Here is a 20,884-nt window from a genome sequence, read left to right on the forward strand (position 1 = left end):
CGAACCGACCGTCGCCCAAGGGGCACAATGGCCAAAGACACCCCGACGAACAGGAGCCCCCATGGCAAGCCGCGACCTCGAACAAGCCCTCTCTTCCATCGACGCCATGGAGGCGCGCCGCTACGCCCTGCGCTACGCGCTCGTGAGCGCCGAATGGCTGGCCGAGACCGCCGACCCCGAGAAGGCCGCCCCCGGCCGCGGCGAGGCGGTGGCGGGCCTGGAGGAGATGGACCGCGAGGTGCTCTGCGGCGCCGAGATGGGCGCGGCCCTGGACGTGTTGGAGGCCCACCGCGAAGGGCTGGGCCTCAAGGACGCCGCGCGCCTGCGCGTGCTGGGGCGCGACCGTTCCGAGCAGACGCGCATCCCCAACGAGCTGGCCGGCGCCATGAGCCGCGCCGTCAACGACGCCACCATGGCCTGGCGCCGCGCCAAGCGGGACAACGACTGGGGCGTGTTCGCGCCGCACCTGGACGCCGTGGTGGCGCTGTGCCGCCGCCAGGCCGCCTGCCTCGACCCGGGCCGCGACCCCTACGACGTACTGCTCGACCTCTACGAGCCCGGCTGCGACCAGGCCTTCTACGACCGGTTCTTCGAGCGTGTGCGCGCCTGCGTGGTGCCGCTCGCGGAGCGGGTGGCCGCGGCGCCGCAGCCGTCGCGCGCCTGCGTGGCCGGGGCGTTCGATCCCGATCGGCAGTGGGCGCTGGCCCGCGACCTCGCCCTCTTCGAGGGCGTGGACCCCGAGAAGCTCGTGATGGGGCGCACCGAGCACCCCTTCTCCGACGGCATCGACTCCGGCCACGTGTTCATCGCCACCCACATCTACGAGGACGACGTGCTCTCCAACGTGTTCTCCGTGCTCCACGAGGGCGGCCACGCCATGTACGAGGCCGGCGTGGACCCGGAGTTCGACCGCACGTGCCTGGCCGGCGGCACCTCCATGGGCATGCACGAGGCCCAGAGCCGCTTCTTCGAGAACTACGTGGGCCGCTCCCGCGCCTTCGCGGGGCCGCTGCTGGCCGCCATGGCGTCGCACTTCCCCGAGAAGCTGGAGGGCGTCACCGCCGGGGACCTCTACCGCGCCGAGAACCGCGTGGAGCCGAGCCTCGTGCGCACCGAGGCCGACGAGCTCACCTACCCACTCCACGTGATGGTGCGCTACGAGGTGGAGAAGGGGCTCCTCTCCGGCGAGCTCGCCGCCGCCGACGTGCCCGCGGCCTGGGGCCGGCTCTACCGGGAGTACCTGGGCGTGGAGGTGCCCGACGACCGTCGCGGCGCCCTGCAGGACATCCACTGGTCCCAGGCGTCCATCGGGTACTTCCCCACCTACGCCTTGGGCGGCGCCTACGGCGCACAGCTGCTGCACGCCATGACGGCGGACCTAGCGGCCGGGGGCACGCCCTTTGACGACGTGCTGGCCTCGGGCGACCTCGTGCCGGTGCGCGCCTGGCTGGGCGACCGCGTGTGGCGCTGGGGCCGCTCCAAGGAGCCGAGGCGGATCGTGGAGGAGGCCTGCGGCGAGGAGTTCGACCCGGACTATTACTGCGACTACCTGGAGCGCAAGTTCGGCGAGCTGTACGGGCTGTAGGGAGACAAGGTACCAGGTTGGTTTGTCACGGCAGAAAGGAAGCGGCATGAGAGCGTTGCTGCAGCGGGTAACCGAGGCGTCAGTTGCCGTGGACGGCGAGGTCGTAGGTGCCATCGGAGGCGGATTCTGCATCCTTCTGGGCGTGGGGCCGCATGACGACGAGACCGTGGCCCGCAAGCTCTGGGACAAGATCTGCCATCTGCGCATCTTTGACGACGGGGCCGGCCACATGAACCTCTCGCTTGTGGACGTGGGCGGGCAGGCCCTCATCGTGAGTCAGTTCACGCTGTATGCCAACGCGCGAAGGGGGCGTCGGCCCAGCTTCACCGAGGCGGCACCCCCAGACCTGGCACGCGACCTCTACGAGCGGTTTTGCAAGATCGCAGCGGAGGACGTGCCCGTGGCCACCGGCATCTTCGCCGCAGAGATGCAGGTGTCGCTGGTGAACGACGGGCCCATCACCGTCTGGCTGGACACCGACGAGCTGTTCTAGCCGCCGGTGCCGTCCCACCGGCTGTCCCACTCGTCGGACACTTTTGTCCCAATGGTCGGGCACTTTTGTCCCAGCCGGCTCCGGGCGGGCGGTCACATCAACCGATTAATGGGCGAAGTGACAGATGGGCCAGACACCGCTGTCACGAACTCCACGGCAGGGGGGCCGCGCCAAGAGCGACGGCCAACATCAGAACGGAGTAGAGGACAAGGAGAGCGCAGATTCCGACAAGGACAGGATGTCGCTCTCGATAAAAGCGCACACCCACAATGGATGCAGCCATCAACAGCACAGCGTTGGTGAAGATCTCTCCCTCCCGAAAACCCCAAAACCCAAGAAGACTCAGGATCATCGAGACCACAAGCGCCGCATTCCAGAGTGTCATCGGATCCCACTTGACATACATTCCGATACGGCGCAGAAGCATGATCAGCTTCATATTGACGGCCCTACCTCAAACAACGCCAAAAGCGAGCACAGCGCCAGAGCGGCCGGAACGACTTTTTTCGCAGAGACCATGCTCGCCCCCCTTCTTCATCTGCCTTAACGATGAGGGGGATGAGGACGAGGGGCCACCGCCGCCGAGTCACAATCGGGTCACGGTTCTGTCAAAACCGGGGCCGAGCCGGCACGGCTAGAACGCGAAGCACCAAGCGAGCGACGCCACGGCACACACGACGCACCAGATGAGCCTGCCCCTACTCCCGCACAGGAGCGCGAGCAGGGCTGCCAGCACGAAGAAGACCAGTGAGCCCACCCGGGCGGCAAGGTCCGAGGAGCCGTACGGAAGCACGCCGAGGACCTCGAGGGTCGTCCACAGCGCGCTCAACCCGATGCCTGCGAACCAGCAGATGTCCGTGAGCCTCTCCGCAAACGGCCTGTCGATGTATCTGTTCTTCAACAGGAGCCTCTCTGATAAGATGCCAGCAAGGGCGACGGTTCGGGGATTCAATATGAAGTCTATCTTGTACGCAGAGGACGACGACTCGACGCGCACGCTCGTCACGTCGTTTCTGACGGCAGACGGCTTTGCCGTCGAGGCCTTTCCCACCGCCGACGAGCTGTTGGAAGCGTTCGGGCGCCACGAACCCGACCTCGTATTGCTCGACGTCATGCTGAGCGGTACGGACGGCCTCGAGGCCCTTGCCCGCATCCGACGCTCCTCAACCGTGCCCGTCATGCTGCTCACGGCCAAAGGCGACGACATCGACGTGTGCTCCGGCCTCGCGTTGGGCGGCGACGACTACCTGGCGAAACCGTTCAACCCGATGGTGCTCGTAAGCCGGGTGCGGGCCCTCATGCGCCGCGTGGACTACGATGCCGCCCATCCCGGGTGCCAGCCCGTCCAGGACGACCTCACCTGCGGCAACACCAGGTTGGACCGGAGGCGCCACGCCGTCTACGTAGGGGAACAACCCCTCCTGGCAACGCCCACGGAGCTCCGTCTTATCATTTTCTTTATGGAGAACCACGGGGAAGCTCTTTCGCGCCAGCAGATCCTCGAGGCCGTATGGCGGCTCCCCGACGGTGTCGAGAGCCGGACGCTGGACGAGACCTGCCGTCGCGTGCGGGTCAAGCTCGCGAGGGCCGGCTCCGACGTCTGCATCCAGACCGTCCGTGGCTTCGGCTACCGACTGACAGAGCTCGAGTGAGATGGCGGAGGCTGGACGCGATGCGGTCGAGCGGCTGCGCCATCAGCTCGCCGTCACGATCGTGGGAGAACTCCTAGCCGTGGCGGCGGCGTTCCTCATCGGCCTCTCCATCCTCTGCGCGACCGGGGCGCAGAGCCTCTCGTCGCCGGAAAACGGCTGGTGGCAGATTCGGGAGCTGCCGGCCTCCTCCCCACAGGCAGGAAGCGCCGCCCGGCCCTGGGAAGACGGGCTCCGCCATCGCCTGACGGACGAGGGGTTCGCGGCCGACCCACGCCCGCAACTGATCCGGACAGGCGGCGAGCTGCTCATCTACCGGACCTCCCCCGCCGGCGGGGTGCGCTACGTCCTCGTCACGGGGCCCTGCGCCGCCCTGGCCCTTGTCTGCGGCGGAACCTTCATCGCTCTGACCGTCACAGCGACGGGGAGGTTCAGCCGGAAGGTCGCCGCAGTGGGCGCCCTCGAGGCCAGAAGGTTGCGAGCGGAGAGTTATTTTGGCGATGCCGCCCATGAGCTCAAGGCCCCGCTCATGGCCATCGGCGGCTGGAGCGCGGCGGCACGGCGCGGCCTCGTGACGACCGACGATGCCTATGCGTCGATTGGCAGGGAGGCGGGGCGGATGGCCGCGCTCGTCGACCAGATCATGGGGCTGGCCAGAGCCGACGCCGGGAGGCTCAAGCCCCACCCCCACCGGGCCGACCTACGGGAGCTCCTCTACGACGCTGAACGGAGCCTGGTCCCCACGGCGACCGACAAGGGCGTGGACCTCGTCCTCCATGGACCGCAGCCCGTCGTGTGCAGCTTCGACCTCGACCTCACCTACGCCGCCGTTCTCAACATGCTGACCAACGCCATCCGCCACGGCGAGGGCACTGTGCGGTTGGGCTGCTCGGCAGCCGATGGGAAGGCCCGCCTCTGGGCCGTGAACGACGGGGCTCCCATCTCCGAGGAGGACCTCGCCGTGGTGTTCGAGCGCTTTGGCAAGGGAAAGGGCGGCAGCACCGGCATCGGGATGGCGCTGGCACTCCGATACGCAACGGCCCAGGGGTTCTCCCTCTCCGTGCGACCCGTCCCCAGAGGGACGCTCGCCCTGCTCGAGATCCCGCTCTGACGGGGCCGTCCCAATGGTCGGACACTTTTGTCCCAGCCGGCCGCGGAGGCTTGGAGCGAGAGGCGCGGGAGCGCCGCCCGCAGAAGCTTCTGCGGGCGGTTCGGCGGCCGGAGGGCACCCGCAGGACGTCCTGCGGGTGTTTGCGTACCCGTAGAACGTTCCACGGGTGCCGAGGGGCCGCTCCCGCCTCGCCCGCCGCTGCCGCCACTCCAGCTGCGCCCGCCTGGGGCCGGCCCCAGGCGGGCGGTCACATCAACCGATTAATGGGCGAAGCGACAGATGGTCCAGGCACCGCTGTCACGCCCGCCGTGCCGCGGGCGGGCCTAGCCGCCGTAGGTGTAGAAGCCCTTGCCGGCCGCCACGCCCGTCTCGCCGGCGTCGATCTTCTCCTTGAGCATGCGGGAGATGCCCTTGAAGTTGTACGGCGCCATGAAGCCCGGGACCTTGGTGTACGGCTGCACGATGTTGTAGGCGGTCACGAGGCCCACCACGTCCAGGATCTGGAACGGGCCGTTGGGCGCGCCGGTGCCGCGGACCCACGCGGTGTCGATGGACTCCGGCTCGGAGATGCCGTTGACGTAGAGGTCCATGGCCGAGAAGAGGAACGGGATGAGCATGGAGTTGAGCAGGTAGCCCGCCTTCTCCTTGCGCACCGGCAGGGGCTGCATGCGAATCTGGCCGGCGAACTCCATGATGGCGTCGAAGGACTCCTGCGACGTCTTGGGCTGGGCCATGACCTCGGCGATGTTGTTGCGCCAGATGTGGTTGGCGAAGTGCATGGCCAGGTAGCGGTCGGGTCGCCCGGTGTAGCGGGTGAACTTGGAGGGCAGCAGGCTCGAGGAGTTGGTGACCACCACGGTCTTCTCGGCCATGAGGGGCGCGAGCTTCTTGTAGAACTCGATCTTGGCCTCCTCCTGCTCGGCCATGGACTCCACGACCACGTCGGCGTCGGCCACGGCGGCGGAGAGGTCCAGCTCCAGGCGCAGGTTCTCGGCGGCCGCGTCCACCGCCCCGTGGCAGCGGGCCGGGTCGAAGTCGTCGGGGTCCGCGATGCCCATGGCCCAGACACCGGGCGCCATGGGCTCGCCGTCGGCGCGGCTCTTGGCCAGGGCCGCCTCCATGGCGTCGATCTGCGCGTGGTAGTCCTTCACCAGCTGGTCGAGCTTGGGCTGCGTGCGGCCGATGCTCCCCTCGCTGCGCAGCCAGATGCAGGTGTCCAGCCCGCAGTAGGCGCTCTGGAACGCGATCTGGGAACCGAGCACGCCGCCTCCGGCGACGACGACCTTCTCAAACGCCATGGTGTGTCCCTCCGTCTTGGACCTGTCGATACGACCACTGTTGCAGAGATTCCCAAAACAGGTCGGTTCCAACTGCACTGAAACGCAGGGCCCTAGATGAGGACGTCCTCCAGGGAGCGCTTGGGCACGTGGTGCACGCCGTCGGCGTCGCGCCAGTAGCGGATGCCGTCGGGGGCGTCCCCCAAGGGCTCGAGCACGCAGGTCTCCCGCGGGGCGCCCAGGGCGATCACGAGAAGCGGCTCGTCGACCGCCGGGTCGATGCCCAGCACCTCGGGCAGGCGGTCCGAGAAGTTGCGCACGATGCAGCCGCCGAAGCCCGCCTCGCTCGCGCCCAGCAGGATCGTCTGAGCCGCGATGCCGGCGTCCACCCACATGAGCGGCGCCACCTTGCCGGCGCAACACACCACGATGTAGCCGGTGGGGCGCTCCCCCACCTCGGGGCCGTCCCAGTCGGCGAGGTAGCCGGCCCACCCCAGGCAGCCGAAGACGTCGTCGCGCACGGTGGCGTCGGCCACCACGCGGTAGCGCAGCGGCTGCAGGTTGGCGGCCGAGGCCGTCTGCCGGGCCAGGTCCACGAGGCAGACCATGAGGTCGCGGCCGATGGGGTCGCCCTCGTCGAAGCGTCGGTAGCTGCGGTTGCGCCTCACCGTGGCGGCGAGGTCGTCGAGCCCGTAGTCGAGCTCAACGCGCGAGATGACCTTCTCCCTGTCCATGGGACCACCTTCCCCGGGCGCCTACCGCCCGCCCTTGTCCTCGATGACGGTGTAGGTGCGGTCGCCGCCGCAGATGCCCAGGACGTCGTCGATGAGGCCCAGGTGCACACAGGCGCGGTAGATGCCCGCGTCGTCCACCGAGGTGGTGATGACGTCGGCCACGGCCTTGGCCCGGTGGTCGGCGTTGCCCATGGCCACGCCGCAGCCCACGGCGTTGAGCATGGAGACGTCGTTGCCGCCGTCGCCGAACGCGTAGGCGCCGGAGCGGTCGATGCCGTGGTGTTCGAGCACCGCCAGCACGCCCTGGTCCTTGCCACCGTCGGCCGGGATGATGTCGGCGAAGTCCTCGGTCCAGCGCACGAGCTTGACGTTGTCGGTCACCTCCAGGATGCGGTGCTCGTCCTCGGGGGCGATGAAAGCGTTCATCTGGAACACCGGGCGCCTGTAGGCCTCCTCGGGGGAGTCCTCGTCGAAGCGCACGTTGGCGTTCTCCTCGGCGCGGCGCACGAGGTCGCCGTGGCGCGGGGTGAAGGCGCGGTCGGCCGTCATGTAGACGATGTCGTAGGAGCCGTCCATGGACTGCTCGGTGATGGCGCGGACGTCGGCCGGGTCGAGCGCCGTCATGCGGAAGATGCCGCGGTCGTCCAGGCAGATCTGACCCGAGTTGCAGATGAACCCGTCGAAGCCCGGGAAGTCGCCCTCACCCTCGCGCAGGGCACGCGGGAGCTGGAACAGGGCGCGCCCGGACGCCACGTAGATCAGCACGTCGTTCTTTCTCAGCTCGCGCAGGGCCACGCGGGTGGTTTCGGGCATGGAATGGGTGCGGAAGGACAGCAGCGTGCCATCCACATCGAAAAAGGCGATCCTGTCTGCCACGGTTACTCCTCTGTCGGTTTTTCCGATCGGCTGCTCTCTACCCGAGATGCGCCCACGCCCTGCGGGAGGGGCGGGCGGGCGCGCTCACGCCCCGAAGCCGGCCTCGCCGATGACGGCGGCAGCGGCGGCGAGCTCGGCGGCGGGACGCACGAGGGCGAACCGCACGTAACCCTCGCCCTCGGGGCCGAAGGAGGAGCCCGGCGTCACGATGATGCCGGCCCTCTCCATAAGCTCCTCGGCGAAGGCCATGGAGTCGGGGGCGTAGCGCTCGGGCAGGCGTGCCCACATGAACATGGTGCCCTTGGCGTTGGGGCGGTCCCAGCCGATGGCCTCGAGGCCGTCGGCCAGGGCGTCGCGGCGGGCCTGGTAGGCGAGGCGCTGCTCCTCCACGGGTTCCAGCGGGCCCTCGAGCGCCGCGATGGCGGCCTTCTGCAGCGGCATGAACGTGCCGAAGTCGATCTGGCCACGGAGCTTGCGGAGCGCCGCCACGACGTCGGGCCGGCCCACGAGGAACGAGAGGCGCGCGCCGGTGACGTTGAACGACTTGGAGAGCGAGAAAAACTCCACGCCCACGTCCACGGCCCCGGGGAACGAGAGGAACGAGCCGCCGGCCGGGCCGTCGAACACGATGTCGGAATAGGCGTTGTCGTGGACGACGAGCAGATCGTGCTCGCGTGCGAACTCGATGATGCCCTCGTAGAGCCCCTCGGTGCTCACGGACCCCACGGGGTTGGCCGGCAGCGACACCACCATGTAGGTGGCCTCGTCGGCCGTGGCCGGGTCGATGGAGGCGACGTCCGGGCGGAAGCCGTTCTCGCGGGTGAGCGGGTAGTACACCGGGGTCGCGCCGGCGATGTGGGCCGCACCGGCGAAGATCGGATAGCAGGGGTCGGGAACGAGGATGGAGTCGCCGGGGTCGAGCAGGGCCAGGGCGAGGTGGCCCATGCCCTCCTGGGTGCCCGAGACCATCATCACCATGTCGGGGGAGATCTCCACGCCGAACCGCCGCCGGTAGTAGGAGCACACGGCCTCGAGGAGCTCGTCGGTGTCGTGGAGGGAGTACTTCCAGTTGGCGGGGTCGGCCGCGGCCTCCACGAGGGCGTCCACCACGTGGGCGGGCGGCTCGAAGTCCGGCGTCCCCACGGAGAGGTCCACGATGGTGCGGCCCTCGGCCTCGAGCTCACGACGGCGGGCGTTGAGCGATGCGAAGACCTCGTCGCCGAAGGCGTCGAGGCGGCGGGAGAACTCCATGGGCGGTCCCTTCTCGGAGGTGGCGCGTGGCGCGTGCGTTCCTTGACGGCACCTTACGATAGCGCACGGCGGCGGCGCCCCCGCGCCCTTTGGCCGGGGCGAAACAGAGCCGCCCCGGCCGCGGCGCACCTGTCATGCCCAATGCGCGCCCGTGGCCTCACCCCACCCGCCGGTCGACCGGGTGCCCCGCAGCGGCGGTGCCTGGAACAAAATGGGTGGGTATGGCTGCACCCAAGAGAAAGCTGGCCCCATGCGCGTCTCTGTCATCGGCGACTCCATCTCGACCTTCGAGGGCTACATCCCCGAGGGGTGGAACGTGTTCTACACCGGCGAGAACCTGGCCGCCACCGGCGTCGAGAAGGTGGGCGACACCTGGTGGATGAAGGTCATCGAGGGCATGGGCGGCGAGTTCCTCGCCAACGCCAGCTGGTCGGGCTCCTGCGTGGAGGGCGTGGGCTACCCCGCCGGAGAGTCCCGCACCCGCACCGACGCCCTCAAGAAGAACGGCGAGAGCCCCGACGCGGTCCTGGTCTTCATGGGCATCAACGACTTCGGCTGGGGTGGCACCATGAACCAGATGCTGGGCCGCGGCACCGCCACGCCGTACAACATCGACCTCTCCAAGTACCCCCACGTGGCGCCCGCGCTGGCGCCGGCCGACGCCGCCGAGAAGTTCGGCGAGGCCTACAGCCGCATGCTGGCCAACATAGTCACCGACAACCCCGGCGTCGAGGTCTGGTGCATCACCGTGCCCGTGGGCAGGCTCGCCGGCGCCCCGGGCACGTGCTTCACCTACCCCCTGCGCGGCAACCACTTCGACCGCTACAACAACGCCATCCGCATCGCAGCGGGCCAGTGGCCCGGCTGCCACGTGGCCGACGCCCGCGCCCTCATGCTCGACTACGAGGCCGTGGACGGCACCCACCCCACCAAGCGAGGCATGGACCAGATCGCCCGGATGGTGCTCGCCTCCATGGGCAAGGGCGAGGTCCCCGAGGACTGCGACCGCAGCGAGCAGGTGTGCTTCCGCGACGACTGCATCGGCTGCCCCTACGCCCGCGGCACGGCCTTTGGCTGGAACACGGTGTGCGAGCTGCTGTTCCCTGAGCGCACCTACACCTGCGAGCGCGGCGTTCAGGCCTAGGGCGGCGGCAGGGACCGATAACGGCAAGGCGACCGGACCCGGCAGGGGCCCGGCCGCCTTTTTCATGGGGGTGAGACGGCGCCGGCGGCGGCGCTACCCGCGGACGGCGCCGCGCAGACGCCGGAAGGCGTCCTGCACCACGGAGCGCTGGGTGGCCAGGTTGACGCGGATGAAGCCGGAGCCCTCAGGGCCGAACATCGTGCCGGGGTCCACCCAGAGGCCGGCGTCCACCTCCACGAGCCGCGCGAGGGCCTCGTCCGAGAGGCCGAGGCCGCGGCAGTCGACCCAGAGCAGGTAGGTGCCCTCGGGCTGCACCACGCAGAGTTCCGGCAGCTCCCCGGCCACGAAGCGGTTCACCCAGTCGACGGTGCCCTCGAGGTAGGCCTTGAGGTCGGCGAGCCACGGGCCGCCGTGCTCGAAGCACGCCACGGCCGCCTCCTGGGAGAGCGGGTTCACGCCAAAGTAGCCACAGGCGTCCATCTCGGCCTCGATGCGCGAGCGCACGTCGGCGTCGGGCACCCAGCCGCAGGCGAGCTGCAGGCCGGCCATGTTGAAGGTCTTGCTCGGCGACGTGCACACGATGCACCGGCAGCCGGCCTTCTCGGCGGCCGCGGCGAAGGGCGCGTGGGGGTGGCCCGGGCGGCCGAAGTCCGCGTGGATCTCGTCGGCCACCACGAAGACGTCGTGGTCGGCGCAGACACGGGCCATGGCGTCGAGCTCCGCGGGCGTCCAGACGCGGCCCACGGGGTTGTGCGGGTTGCAGAGGATGAACATGCGGGCGCCGGAGGAGACGACCGCCTCCTCGAACGCTGCGACGTCGAACGTGTAGGGGCTGGGGCCGGGTTCCTCCCCCGCCACGGCCGCGGCAAAGCCGGCGCGAGCCCGTCCGGGGTCGTAGGTGAGCGGCGCGCACACGAGGATGCGGCCGTTGGAGCGGACGGTCTCGGAGAAGGGGTAGTAGACCGGCGGTTGGATGAGCACGGGGTCGCCGGGGGCGGTGAGGGCCCGCACGGCCTGCGCGATGAGGAAGACCACGCCCGGGCCCGTGACGAGCGTGGACGGGTCGGGAGCCCAGCCGTCGTGGGCGGCGATCCAGCCGGAGGCGGCGGAGGCGAGGCGGCCCGACGCCTCGGTGTAGCCGAAGACCCCGTGGTCGGCGCGGCCGTGGATGGCGGCCGTCACAGCCTCGGGCGCGCGGAAGTCCATGTCGGCCACCCAGAGGCGGAGGAGGTCCTCGCCGGGGTGGTCGGGGTGGTCCTGGTCGTGCTTGACGCTGCTCGTTCCGCGGCGGTCCACGGGCTCGTCGAAGTCGTGGGTCGTGGGTGCCATGGGGCTCCTTCCGGGATGGGTGCCTGGCCCATCTGTCACTTCGCCTATTTTGTCATTGATGACTTCTGCCCATGCCGGGTGGCCGTGGCACGGGTTCCGGGCAGTCGGCGCCGAGAGGCCCTCGCCGGAGGGGATCCGGCACGGGCCGGACGCCCATCGACGGCGTGAGACCCAGGGCGCCCGAGTGGTGGGACAAAAGTGCCCGACCACTGGGACAGAAGTGTCCGGGTGGTGGGACGGTGGTCAGCCGTCCAGGCGCATCTCCAGGGTGGAGCCCGCACGGCCGCGCCTCACCCGGATCTGGCGCGGCACGGAGTCCCGCAGCTCGTCCACGTGGCTGATGATGCCCACGAGCTTGTCGGTGCCGGTGAGCTCCGTGAGGGCGGCGACGGCCTTATCGAGGGCCTCGCTGTCGAGGGAGCCGAAGCCCTCGTCCACGAACATGGTGTCCAGGCGCACGCCGCCGGCCTGGGCCTGGACGACGTCCGAAAGGCCCAAGGCCAGGGAGAGCGACGCCTGGAACGACTCGCCGCCCGAGAGCGTGTCGGCGGCGCGGGACTTCCCGGTGAAGGCGTCCTCGACGTCGATGTCCAGACCGGCCTGGGAGTTGCCGTGGGCCTCGGACCGGCGCACGAGGCTGTACCTACCGCCGGTCATGACGGAGAGGCGCCGGTTGGCAGCGGTCAGCACGGCGTCGAACCACGCCATCTGGAGGTAGGTCTCGAAGTCCACCTTGCGCAGCGCGCCGGAGCCCGCCGCGGCCTCTGCCAGCTCGGACACGGCGCCGGAGGTCCCCTCGAGCGCCTCCCGGCGCTTGGCGAGCGACGAGAGCTCCCGGGCCACGGCGGCGTTGACCGCCTGACGGGAGACCGCGGCGTCGCGCCCGGCCTCCACGGCGTCGTGCTCCGCCTTCCACTCCGCGCGGTCCCGGGCCAGGGCCTCGGCGTCCACGGGCTCCTCGGACGCCAGCTGCTCCGAGAGGGTGCCATGGGACGCCCGGGCCTCCGCCAGGGCCTTCTCGGCCGCGAGCACCTTCTCGCGGGCCTTCTCCCGCTCCCCGGCGAGCGCGTCCGCCCGCTCCCTGGCGGCGTCCACGGCGGCCTGGGCCGCGACCCGGCCGCCGAACTCCAAGCCCTCGGCGCGCCCCCTGCGGGCGGCCTCCGCCTGGTCGCGCAGCGCGCAGGCGATCGTCGCCGCCTCCTTGGCCGCCGATGCGGAGCGGGTGGCCTCCGCCAGGGCCTCGCGCCCGGCGGCCAGCGACTTCTCCAGCCGCTCCTTGCGGGTGCGGTCCTTCTCGAGGGCCTCGACCTCCCTGGCGAGCCCGTCGCGGCGCTCGGCGTGGCCGCGGGACTCCTGGGCGACCGCCCGAACCTCCCTCTCCGCGGCCTCCCCGGCCTCGCCGGGGTCCTCGGGCACCGACCCCTCCCCCGCCAGGGCCTCCCGTGCCTCGCAAAACGCCTTGAGGGCCTCCGCCACCGCACCGTCCTGCCGGTCGCGCCTGGCCTGGGCACGGTCGCGGTCGGCCTCGAGACGCTCCAGCTCCTCCTCCGAGGGGACGTCGCCTGGCACCGATGCGGGGTGGGGGTGGTCGAGGGACCCGCACACGGGGCACGGCACGCCAGCCGCAAGATCTGCGGCGAGGAGGCCCGCCAGGGCCCCGTGGCGCAGGCGGTCGGCCTCGGCCCAGGCCGCCTTGGCCCCCTCGGCCTCGGCGAACAGCCGGGCCGCGCTCCTGCGCCCGTCGGCCAGGGTGCCGGCCGTCCGCCGCACCGCCTTCCACAGGCCCTCCAGGCGCTCGAGCCCGCGCAGCGCGTCCTCCTCGGCCGCCAGGGCCGTGCGGCCCGCGTCGAGCCGCGCCTGCACGTCGCCCAGGGCCGCGACCTCGCGCTCGGCCCCCTCCAGCGCGGTGCGGCCGCGGGCCTCGGCCGCCGTCGCGGCGTCGCGGTCGCGCTCGGCCGCGGCTGCCTTGGACGCGGCCTCCTCGGCGGCGGCGGAAAGGCGGTCAAGCTCGTCGTACAGGGGCAGCGTGGCCGCGACGGCCTGCGCCCGCCCCGTGAGGGCGCGCTCCTCCCCGCGGGTGCCCTCGGCCTCCGCCAGGAGGGCCCTGGCCCGCCCCTCCTCGCCGGCGAGGCGCTCCACGTCGTGGCCCTTCTCGGCCACCTGGGCCTCGAGGCCGCGGATGCGGCGCAGGCGGTCCTCGGCGTCGTCGAGGGCGCGGCCCCGCTCGCCCAGCGACGCCCGACACTCGTCGAACCCGGCCACCGAGGCCTCGTCCGCCTCGCAGAGCCCCTGGACGACGGCCCGGGGCCGGGAGAGGTCCGCGGCAGGCCCCTCGGCCCATTCGACCAACTCTGGCACGTCGCCCTCGGGCCCCCGGGCGCGCCGGGCGGCCTGCCGCGCGGCGTTGCGCAGCTCCGCGAGCTCCTTGTCCACGGCGCTGCCCCGCCCCTTGAGGAGGCCCTGCAGCCGGGCCGCGCGCCCGGTGGAGAAGAGCTTGGAGAAGATGGGCTTGCGGTCCTTGGTGCCGGCCGAGAGGAGCCGGGCGAAGTCCCCCTGGGCGATCATGGCGATCTGCATGAACTGGTCCACGTTGAGCCCGAGCAGCCCCTCGACGTCGCGCGTGACCGTCTGCACCTTGGTCACCGGTACGCAGTCGTCGGGGATGCCGCCCTCGTCGCCCACCCACAGGGAGGCCGTCGCCCTCGTCCACGTGGCGTCCCCCTTGCCCTTCAGCTTGGGGCGCAGGTACTCGAGGCCCCTGCGCACGCGGCAGTGCCGCGACCCGGCCATGAAGTCAAGCTCCACGAAGCCCTCGGTGCCGAACGCCGCGAAGTCCGAGTACAGCGACGTGGCGTTGTCCGACCCCGCCGCCGTCTTGCCGAACAGCGCGAACGTGACGGCGTCGAAGACGGTGGTCTTGCCGGCCCCGGTGTCGCCGCAGATGAGGTAGAGCCCGCGGGTGCCCAAGGCATCGAAGTCTATCTCCGTGCGCCCGGCGTAGGGGCCGAACGCCTGCATGGTGAGCTTGACCGGCCTCATCTACTCCCCCTCCCCTACCAGGGCGACGCACTCGGCGAGCACGGCGCGCTGGCGATCGTCCATGGCGTGGCCGCGCTGGGCCTCGAAGAACCCGGCAAAGAGCCCCTCGAGGTCCAGCCCCGGGTCCGGCGCCCGGACCTCCGCCTCCCGCGCCCCGGTCGCGGAGGCAGGGGCGTGCTCCAGCGAGAGCAGGTTGGGGTAGGCCTCCCGGAGGCGCCCCAGGGCGTCCAGCGGCAGGGTGTCGTCCGTGAGGGTGACGGCCACGTAGTCGTCCGCCGGCGCGAGGGCCAGGACCTCCGGCGACACGAGCTCCTCCAGGGGCCCGCACGCCTGGCGGACGTCGCGGAGGGGCTCGAAGGGCACGAGCTCGAACGAGAGGTCGCAGTCGCCGGGGCCGCGCTTCTCGCCGAGGTCCACGAGGACCATGGACTTGTCGTTCCCGGCCTCGCCCCGGGAGTACTTGAGCGGCGTCCCGGAGTAGCGCACGGTCTCGCGCCCCACCTTCTGCGCCCGGTGCAGGTGGCCGAGGGCCACGTAGTCGAACGGGTCGAACACCGAGACCTCCACGTTGTCCGCGTCACCGAGCGTGAGCTCGCTCTCCGAGCGCTCGGGCCCCACGCCGCCCGAGGTCACGAACTGGTGGGCCACGCAGACGTTGCGCACGGACCCGTCCACCCCCATGGCGTCCACGACCGCCGCCAGGGCCTCCGTGGGGGACGGGGCGTCGCAGCCCAGGGCCGCGCGCACCGTGGCCGGCCGCACGAACGGCACCGGCCAGACGCGGACCTCGCCGTGGGCGTCCTCCAGCACCACGGGCTCCACCGGCCCCTCGAGCGGGCCCACCACGTGGACGCCCGACGCCGCGAGCAGCGGGGAGGCGAACCCCACGCGCGCGGCGGAGTCGTGGTTGCCGGGCACCGCCACGACCCGCACCCCGGCCTCCGCGAGGTCGCGCAGGAAGCCGTCCACGAGCGTCACCGCGTAGTCGGGCGGCTGCGTGGTGTCGTAGAGGTCCCCGGCCACCAGCACGCAGTCCACCGAGCGCTCGCGGCAGACGTCCACCACCTGGGCGAGCGCGTGGGCGAGGTCCTCCTCCTGAGAGTATCCGTGGAGCCGCTTGCCGGCGTGGACGTCCGATATGTGGAGCAGTCTCATGGCACCCCTTCCCGATGGGACCGACGCCTTATTCTCACTGGACAGGATAGAACATATGTTCTATTCTGAAAGCCAACGATGGGAAATCATCGAAGCTCCACCATCGCGGCCGGATTCACGTCCTTCAACTGTTCTAATGGAAACCGACCGCAACCACGGGCCGGGGGCGTCCCGGACCGTGCGCCACCAAGGAGTACGCACATGTCAGAGTCCATCCGCAAGGTAAACATCATCGGCCATCGCAACCCCGACACCGACAGCATCTGCTCGGCGCTCTCCTACGCATGGCTCAAGAACGCCATCGGCCCCCAGATCTACGAGGCGCGCCGCTGCGGCAACATCAACCGCGAGACGGCCTTCGTCCTCAAGCGGTGGGGCGTGGAGGAGCCCGCCCTCATCACCTCGGTGCGCCCGCAGGTCAAGGACCTCGAGTACCAGCACCAGGAGGGCATCGACGGCGAGATGAGCCTCTACGCCGCGTGGAACAAGATGCGCGACGAGCGACAGGACACCCTGTGCATCACCGAGGACGGCGACCTCAAGGGCCTCGTCACGGTGAAGGACATCGCCAACGCCAACATGGCGATCTTTGACACCGACGTCCTGGCCACCTCCCACACCTGCTACCAGAACGTCATCGACACCCTCAACGGCACCATGGTCCTGGGCGACCCGTCGGACGTCATCGAGAGCGGCCGCGTCTACGTGGGCACCAGCCCCGAGATGATGGAGGACACCATCGAGCCCGGCGACATCGTGCTCGTGACCAACCGCTACGAGACCCAGCACTACGCCGTGGGCTCCGGCGCCGCCTGCCTCATCATCTGCTGCGACGCCCCGGTCACCCGCGCCCTCAAGAGCTCGGCCGAGAGCCACGGCTGCCGCATCATCACCACCCCGTACGACACCTACGCGGCCACGCGCCTCATCTGCATGTCCATGCCCGTGCGCGCCGTCATGCTCGACTCCGGCATCGTGGAGTTCTCCGTCAACACCACCGTGGAGGACGTCCGCAAGGTCATGAGCTCCACGCGCCACCGCTTCTTCCCGGTCATCGGCGAGGACGGCAAGTTCGACGGCGTCATCACGAGCGCCAACCTCTTCGACATCAACCGCAAGCACGTCATCCTCGTGGACCACAACGAGATGGCCCAGGCGGTGGACGGCCTCACCCACGCCGTCATCCTCGAGATCATCGACCACCACCGCATCGGCCCCATCGAGACCACCACGCCGGCACTCTTCCGCAACCAGCCCGTGGGCTGCACCTGCACCATCGTGAAGCAGATGTACGACGAGAACGGCATCACCCCGCCGCCGCACATCGCCGGCCTCATGCTCTCCGCCATCCTGTCCGACACCCTCACGTTCCGCTCCCCCACCTGCACCGAGCAGGACCGCTTGGCCGCCCAGGAGCTGGCCGGCATCGTGGGAGTGGACATCGACTCCTACGCCGACGAGATGTTCGAGGCCGGTGCCGACCTCACGGGCCGCAGCGCCGAGGAGGTCTTCCACGGCGACTTCAAGGTCTTCTCCCGCGGCAACGCGCGCTTCGGCGTGGGCCAGGGCAGCTACATGACCGAGGGCAGCCGCAAGGCCGCCGAGGAGCTCGTGGGCCCCTACCTGGCCGAGGCGGCGAAGAACGAGGACCTGCCCATCGTCATGTACATGTTCACCGACGTTAAGTCGCAGACCACCGAGCTGCTCTACTTCGGCGACGGCGCCGAGGCCGTCATCCGCTCCGCCTTCGGCGTGGAGCCCGCCGAAGGCATGGCCGTGCTCCCCGGCGTGGTGAGCCGCAAGAAGCAGATGATCCCGCCCCTCATGGCCGCCTTCGAGCGCCTGTCGGACGACTAGGCGCCCGCCGCGCCACGGACGGACCCCCCGACGGCCCCGGGGCGCCCTCGCAGGCGCCCCGGGGCCGTCTTCCATAGCTGTCGCCCGTTTTTTCAGCCGCCCTTGGGCTGCGCTATACTCGGTTGCCACCCGCGTGAGGAGACACCCTTGGACCAGACACCCCGCACCCACCCGCTGCCCCCGTTCACCGAGGCCCTCGTCCTGCCTCCCCTGCCCGGGGACGCCACCGACCTCCCCATGGCCGTGGTGGACGTCGAGACGTGGCGCCCGGCCGCTATGAGGACCTGGGGCTACCTCGTGCTCCTGGAGGACGCCGTCACCGCGCGCATCCTCGGCTGCCTCGAGGCCGGCGGCATCTTCTGGCCCTGCTCGGCACCCCTCGACACCAGGCCCTCCGGCGAACCCCTGGCCCGCGGCCTCATGTACAGCGGCCGGGACGACGGCGAGGTGGAGGCGCGCGTGGGCGACGCCGTAGAGACGGCGGCGCTCTGGGGCCCGTGCCCCGGCGGCGGCCAGCGCCTCCACGACGCCGCACATGGCATCGACCTCGGCCCCTACGGCGCGCCCGACGCCCACCTGGACTTCCGCGCCGTGACCGTGGCCGGAGCGCTCCTCGCCTGGCGCCTCCAGACCGAGGCCGAGGCCGAGACCCGGAACCCAGCAGAGCCGGAGGCCGCGCCCGCAGACCGGAAGGTCCTCGATGTCCTGCTGGAGAAGCCCCTGCCCGACGCCGTGGACGAGATCGTCGAGGCGGGGCGCGAGGGCGGGGTCGCGGCCCGCTACGCCGCCCGGTCCCTCGAGGCCGCCGGGGCCTCGGACCTCAGGTCCGCGGTGGCGGCCACCGGGGCCGACGTGGTGCGCCTCGCCAGCACCCACCTCTGGTGGATGCGCTTTCCCCCCGGCGCCGACCCCGCCCACCGCGACACCCTCCTCTCGGTGGAGGCGGCCCTCAACCGCATCCAGCTCGTCCTCGACGGCGAGGCGCCCGCCCACGACCGGGCCTGCGACGAGGCGGGCTTCGGCGCCCTCAGGGCCTGGGCGCTCCAGGCCGCCGACGTCCTCGACGGCCACACGCGCCCCAACCCCATGGCCACCTTCCACGGCGTCGAGTTCGCCCGCGGCGGCGAGTGGGACGTCCGCAGCCGCATGGCCAGGGCCTGCGAGCGCCTCCGGCTCCCGTTCCGCCTGGAGTACCGCTACGATGTGGACCTGCCGTCGGGCTGCGTCTCGGTGGAGTTCGCCCTGCCCAAGGCCCAGTGGTTCCCCGCGGAGCGCATGGGCGACGGGGGCCTGGAGGACTGCCGGGCCCTCCAAGGCACCTTCGTGGCCCTCTACGGCCTCAGGCTCTCCGCGCTGCTGGCCGCCTGTGCCTTCGGCTCCTCGGTGGCCGTCACCCGCTGCCTGGTGTGCGCCTTCGACGGCGGCCTGGGCGGCGAGGCGGTCATGGGGTGCGACTTCGACCGGCTCGGGTTCTCCCGCACGGGCATCGAGGCCCTGGAAGACGACGCATCCCGGCCCGTGGACGACCCCGCGGCCCTCGCCCGCAGCCTGGGCGCGAAGGCCACGATGGAGCTCTCCGACGGCACCCTCCGGCCCGTGGAGCCCCTGAGGGTCCCCGGCCTCGGACGCAACCGGGGCGACCTCTGGCGCGACCGACGCCCCCTCTCGGAGCCCCTCTCCTCCCTCGTCATGGCCGAAACCGGCGCCGACTTGGACGTCTACCACGACGACTTCCCCGCCGAGCTCGAGGAGGTGCGCTCCATCTGCTCCGAGGAGGCCGAGACCCCCGTCATGGCCATCATGCGCCTCGAGGAGCTCTGCGACCGCATCCTGGGCGCCCTCGAGGACCGGGGAGGCCTGGAGGGCAGGTCACCCCTGTGGTCCAACAGCTCCCCGGTACGCATGCTCATGGCCCACGCCCCCGCCGGCGGCACCCGCCAGACCGGGGCGGAAGGGGCCCGCGACCCCCTGGGCATCACCGGCGACCACGACCCCCAGCCCGGCAGGCCCTCCCGCTTCTACCAGCTGCCCGACGCCTTCTTCGAGGCCAAGGACGCCATATCGCGGCGTTACTCGGACCTCGGAGACTTCGCCCAGGCCATGGCCGTGGCCGACCAATGCGTGGCCCTGGCCCCCACCTCGGTCCCTCCCCGGATGCGCCGCGCCGTGCTCCTCGGCGACCACGGCGACTTCACCCAGGCCGAGGCGGAGCTCAAGGTGCTGCTCACCATGCTCGTCGACACCGACGACACCGGCTTCTGCCTCTACCGCCTGGCCTTCGCCTACTGGCAGCAGGGAAAGCCCGACCTGGCAGCGGCGGCCTACGTGCTGGCCGCGCGGTGCCCACGCTTTGCCGACCAGGCCCGCCTGGAGCTCTCCGACCTGCTCCGCGAGGAGTCAGTGGAGGAGCCCTCCATGAAGCAGGCCGCCGCGGCCCTGGATGCCGACGGCGCGGAGCTGCCCCTCGACGAGACGCTCCTCGACACCCTGGGCGAGGCGGGCGGCCGTCTAGTGGACGAGGGGTTCCCCATCGCGGCGTGGCGCCCCCTGAAGCTCCTGGCCGACCGGGACAACAACGACGACCTCCACTCCATCGCCCACAGCCTGAGGGACGGCACCCCCAGCGCCTACCTCTGACCCACGGCACCCTTCTCCCTGACCGTTATCCAAGGGCTTGGAGGGGAATAAAGGCACCTTATTACCGTCCCGGAACCCCGGGACGCGCCCGTGAGCCGGTGCCGAGGAGAAAGGGTCGTCATGGCCGTCAACACCGACAAGGTCAAGGAAAAGAGCAAGGGGTTCATCGCCGAGTTCAAGGAGTTCATCTCCCGCGGATCGGTGATCGACCTCGCCGTAGGCATGATCATCGGCGCAGCCTTCACGGCTATCGTGAACTCGCTGGTCAACGACATCGTGATGCCCCTCATCGGCGTCATCATCGGCGGCATCGACTTCTCGGGCATCCAGACCCAGGTGGGCGGCGCCACCATCATGTGGGGCAACTTCATCCAGGCCATCATCAACTTCCTGCTCATCGCCCTCGTGGTCTTCCTCATGGTGAAGTGCATCAACATCGCCCACAACGCCATGAGCAAGAAGGCCGAGCAGGAGCTCGAGGAGGAGGTGGCCCCCGAGGACCCCGCCACCGTCCAGGTGAAGCTCCTCGAGGAGATCCGCGACGCCCTCATCGACCGCGAGTAACCAGCGACCACGACCCATCGCACGCGAAGACGGCGCGCCGGCCCGATCGGAGCCGACGCGCCGTCTCTTGCCGGCAGGCCGCCTTTTTGTACCGACGGGCCGGTCTGCCGAGGGGCGAGGGGGCGCCGTCGCGGGCATCGGCGACACCGGAGACCGAGCCATCTCGACTCGAAACAGGGCCGA

17 protein-coding genes are annotated in these 20,884 nt (G+C 70.7%); 8 read left to right on the plus strand and 9 right to left on the minus strand.

Annotation, left to right across the window (positions count from 1 at the left end; translation table 11 throughout):
- The first annotated feature begins 61 nt into the window (after window positions 1-61).
- A complete protein-coding gene (locus OR600_RS08115) occupies window positions 62-1,585 on the plus strand; it encodes a carboxypeptidase M32 (RefSeq protein WP_135979021.1) in 1,524 nt (507 codons plus the stop codon).
- 46 nt (window positions 1,586-1,631) lie between these two features.
- Complete coding sequence (dtd, locus tag OR600_RS08120; RefSeq protein ID WP_135979020.1) at window positions 1,632-2,078, plus strand: D-aminoacyl-tRNA deacylase; 447 nt, start codon at window positions 1,632-1,634, stop codon at window positions 2,076-2,078.
- Window positions 2,079-2,220: 142 nt separating this feature from the next.
- On the opposite strand, the gene OR600_RS08125 is transcribed toward dtd, so the two are convergent.
- Both OR600_RS08125 and OR600_RS08130 read right to left on the minus strand, forming a co-directional pair.
- Window positions 2,221-2,517 (minus strand): hypothetical protein, encoded by a 297-nt coding sequence (locus tag OR600_RS08125; protein ID WP_135979019.1) that lies wholly within the window; start codon window positions 2,515-2,517, stop codon window positions 2,221-2,223.
- A 195-nt stretch (window positions 2,518-2,712) separates the two neighbouring features.
- Window positions 2,713-2,979, minus strand: coding sequence for a hypothetical protein (locus OR600_RS08130; protein ID WP_168354136.1), 267 nt, complete (start codon window positions 2,977-2,979; stop codon window positions 2,713-2,715).
- 52 nt (window positions 2,980-3,031) lie between these two features.
- Between OR600_RS08130 and OR600_RS08135 the strand changes: the two genes are divergently transcribed.
- Together OR600_RS08135 and OR600_RS08140 are read left to right on the plus strand one after the other, a co-directional pair.
- A complete protein-coding gene (locus tag OR600_RS08135) occupies window positions 3,032-3,730 on the plus strand; it encodes a response regulator transcription factor (RefSeq protein WP_265590978.1) in 699 nt (232 codons plus the stop codon).
- A 1-nt stretch (window position 3,731) separates the two neighbouring features.
- Window positions 3,732-4,838: a sensor histidine kinase gene (locus OR600_RS08140; RefSeq protein ID WP_265590979.1), complete on the plus strand. Its 1,107-nt coding sequence runs from the start codon at window positions 3,732-3,734 to the stop codon at window positions 4,836-4,838.
- Window positions 4,839-5,161: 323 nt separating this feature from the next.
- On the opposite strand, the gene OR600_RS08145 is transcribed toward OR600_RS08140, so the two are convergent.
- From OR600_RS08145 to OR600_RS08160, 4 genes are all read right to left on the minus strand, one after another.
- The gene (locus tag OR600_RS08145) at window positions 5,162-6,136 is read right to left on the minus strand and encodes a 3-hydroxyacyl-CoA dehydrogenase (protein WP_265590980.1); all 975 of its coding nucleotides are present in this window, start codon (window positions 6,134-6,136) and stop codon (window positions 5,162-5,164) included.
- A gap of 92 nt (window positions 6,137-6,228) precedes the next feature.
- Window positions 6,229-6,849 (minus strand): nitroreductase family protein, encoded by a 621-nt coding sequence (locus OR600_RS08150; protein WP_265590981.1) that lies wholly within the window; start codon window positions 6,847-6,849, stop codon window positions 6,229-6,231.
- A 21-nt stretch (window positions 6,850-6,870) separates the two neighbouring features.
- Window positions 6,871-7,725: a Cof-type HAD-IIB family hydrolase gene (locus tag OR600_RS08155; RefSeq protein WP_265590982.1), complete on the minus strand. Its 855-nt coding sequence runs from the start codon at window positions 7,723-7,725 to the stop codon at window positions 6,871-6,873.
- Between the two features lie 84 nt (window positions 7,726-7,809).
- Window positions 7,810-8,976, minus strand: a complete 1,167-nt coding sequence (locus OR600_RS08160; protein ID WP_265590983.1) for a pyridoxal phosphate-dependent aminotransferase — start codon at window positions 8,974-8,976, stop codon at window positions 7,810-7,812.
- A 250-nt stretch (window positions 8,977-9,226) separates the two neighbouring features.
- Between OR600_RS08160 and OR600_RS08165 the strand changes: the two genes are divergently transcribed.
- Complete coding sequence (locus OR600_RS08165; RefSeq protein WP_135979012.1) at window positions 9,227-10,120, plus strand: SGNH/GDSL hydrolase family protein; 894 nt, start codon at window positions 9,227-9,229, stop codon at window positions 10,118-10,120.
- 93 nt (window positions 10,121-10,213) lie between these two features.
- Here the strand turns inward: OR600_RS08165 and OR600_RS08170 are convergent, their stop codons facing one another.
- The 3 genes from OR600_RS08170 to OR600_RS08180 all read right to left on the minus strand — a co-directional run bounded on the left by OR600_RS08170 (window position 10,214) and on the right by OR600_RS08180 (window position 15,643).
- On the minus strand, window positions 10,214-11,449 hold the full coding sequence (locus OR600_RS08170; RefSeq protein ID WP_265590984.1) for a MalY/PatB family protein: 1,236 nt from the start codon (window positions 11,447-11,449) through the stop codon (window positions 10,214-10,216).
- A gap of 243 nt (window positions 11,450-11,692) precedes the next feature.
- Entirely contained in the window at window positions 11,693-14,488 is a 2,796-nt protein-coding gene (locus OR600_RS08175; RefSeq protein ID WP_265590985.1) for an AAA family ATPase, read from the minus strand.
- Window positions 14,489-15,643, minus strand: a complete 1,155-nt coding sequence (locus tag OR600_RS08180) for an exonuclease SbcCD subunit D (protein WP_168354133.1) — start codon at window positions 15,641-15,643, stop codon at window positions 14,489-14,491.
- Between the two features lie 201 nt (window positions 15,644-15,844).
- Here OR600_RS08180 and OR600_RS08185 point away from each other — a divergent pair, with 201 nt between their 5' ends.
- The 3 genes from OR600_RS08185 (at window position 15,845) to mscL (ending at window position 20,701) form a co-directional block, all read left to right on the plus strand.
- Window positions 15,845-17,500, plus strand: coding sequence for a putative manganese-dependent inorganic diphosphatase (locus OR600_RS08185; RefSeq protein WP_135979008.1), 1,656 nt, complete (start codon window positions 15,845-15,847; stop codon window positions 17,498-17,500).
- A 147-nt stretch (window positions 17,501-17,647) separates the two neighbouring features.
- Complete coding sequence (locus OR600_RS08190) at window positions 17,648-20,137, plus strand: tetratricopeptide repeat protein (protein WP_135979007.1); 2,490 nt, start codon at window positions 17,648-17,650, stop codon at window positions 20,135-20,137.
- 120 nt (window positions 20,138-20,257) lie between these two features.
- On the plus strand, window positions 20,258-20,701 hold the full coding sequence (gene mscL / locus OR600_RS08195) for a large conductance mechanosensitive channel protein MscL (RefSeq protein ID WP_265590986.1): 444 nt from the start codon (window positions 20,258-20,260) through the stop codon (window positions 20,699-20,701).
- Window positions 20,702-20,884: the final 183 nt, after the last annotated feature.

Source organism: Granulimonas faecalis (assembly GCF_022834715.1).
Taxonomy (GTDB): Bacteria; Actinomycetota; Coriobacteriia; order Coriobacteriales; family Atopobiaceae; genus Granulimonas; species Granulimonas faecalis.

Bases quoted from the DNA above. Each gene is read 5' to 3' on its own strand.
- OR600_RS08115 (WP_135979021.1), top strand. From the start codon at position 62: ATGGCAAGCCGCGACCTCGAACAAGCCCTCTCTTCCATCGACGCCATG.
- dtd (WP_135979020.1), top strand. From the start codon at position 1,632: ATGAGAGCGTTGCTGCAGCGGGTAACCGAGGCGTCAGTTGCCGTGGAC.
- OR600_RS08125 (WP_135979019.1), bottom strand. From the start codon at position 2,517: ATGAAGCTGATCATGCTTCTGCGCCGTATCGGAATGTATGTCAAGTGG.
- OR600_RS08135 (WP_265590978.1), top strand. From the start codon at position 3,032: ATGAAGTCTATCTTGTACGCAGAGGACGACGACTCGACGCGCACGCTC.
- OR600_RS08140 (WP_265590979.1), top strand. From the start codon at position 3,732: ATGGCGGAGGCTGGACGCGATGCGGTCGAGCGGCTGCGCCATCAGCTC.
- OR600_RS08145 (WP_265590980.1), bottom strand. From the start codon at position 6,136: ATGGCGTTTGAGAAGGTCGTCGTCGCCGGAGGCGGCGTGCTCGGTTCC.
- OR600_RS08150 (WP_265590981.1), bottom strand. From the start codon at position 6,849: ATGGACAGGGAGAAGGTCATCTCGCGCGTTGAGCTCGACTACGGGCTC.
- OR600_RS08160 (WP_265590983.1), bottom strand. From the start codon at position 8,976: ATGGAGTTCTCCCGCCGCCTCGACGCCTTCGGCGACGAGGTCTTCGCA.
- OR600_RS08165 (WP_135979012.1), top strand. From the start codon at position 9,227: ATGCGCGTCTCTGTCATCGGCGACTCCATCTCGACCTTCGAGGGCTAC.
- OR600_RS08170 (WP_265590984.1), bottom strand. From the start codon at position 11,449: ATGGCACCCACGACCCACGACTTCGACGAGCCCGTGGACCGCCGCGGA.
- OR600_RS08175 (WP_265590985.1), bottom strand. From the start codon at position 14,488: ATGAGGCCGGTCAAGCTCACCATGCAGGCGTTCGGCCCCTACGCCGGG.
- OR600_RS08180 (WP_168354133.1), bottom strand. From the start codon at position 15,643: ATGAGACTGCTCCACATATCGGACGTCCACGCCGGCAAGCGGCTCCAC.
- OR600_RS08185 (WP_135979008.1), top strand. From the start codon at position 15,845: ATGTCAGAGTCCATCCGCAAGGTAAACATCATCGGCCATCGCAACCCC.
- mscL (WP_265590986.1), top strand. From the start codon at position 20,258: ATGGCCGTCAACACCGACAAGGTCAAGGAAAAGAGCAAGGGGTTCATC.